This is a genomic window from Pseudoalteromonas sp. SWXJZ94C, from assembly GCF_015864385.1.
In the GTDB taxonomy this organism is placed as follows: domain Bacteria; phylum Pseudomonadota; class Gammaproteobacteria; order Enterobacterales; family Alteromonadaceae; genus Pseudoalteromonas.
On sequence record NZ_JADYXF010000165.1, the window covers coordinates 1 to 556 of the forward strand.

1 protein-coding gene is annotated in these 556 nt (G+C 43.3%); it reads right to left on the reverse strand.

Annotated elements, in window-relative coordinates; genetic code table 11:
- Positions 1 to 556 (reverse strand): transposase (locus tag I6F65_RS21580; protein ID WP_197114895.1); only part of this gene is annotated, 556 nt, incomplete at both ends.

Sequence of the window (556 nt, forward strand, 5' to 3'; positions counted from 1 at the left end):
CCGTTTTCTTTTTTCTGGAAGAATATAACGTTTCACTCGTTCTCGCATTGCCCTTAATTTCTTTGGAATTGAACCTGGCGAAGCGATGGCACACCAGAGTATTTCATCCTGTATATCCCGCAAAGCCATGACAAAACTAATTCTCAGCGGGGAGACTTTAGCCTCTTTGGCTATTCGACTTATCTCTACTCGAATTAAATTGTAGGCTAGCAATATACCCCATAGCTCTTGATTGACTCCATCCACAGTCTGACTACGCAAAAGAATACTATCCTCAAGCATCTGGTGTTTTATTTCTCCATAGCTATTTTCAATTTCCCAGCGCTCGAAATAGACATCAAGAATGGCCTGTGCACCAAAAACCTGTTTATCATCCAAAGAGCACAGCAGACCTTTTATTTTTCCAGGCCCCATTGGCTCAGGATAAAGAACCAGTCTGGCCTGCCAGCACTCAGGAAGCGAAGGGTCTTGTTTTCTGGCATGCGCAGATACACTCATCTCTACTTTGAAGTCATGCTCAGAGTAAGATTCAATGACGGTGTATTGCGTGTTGCTT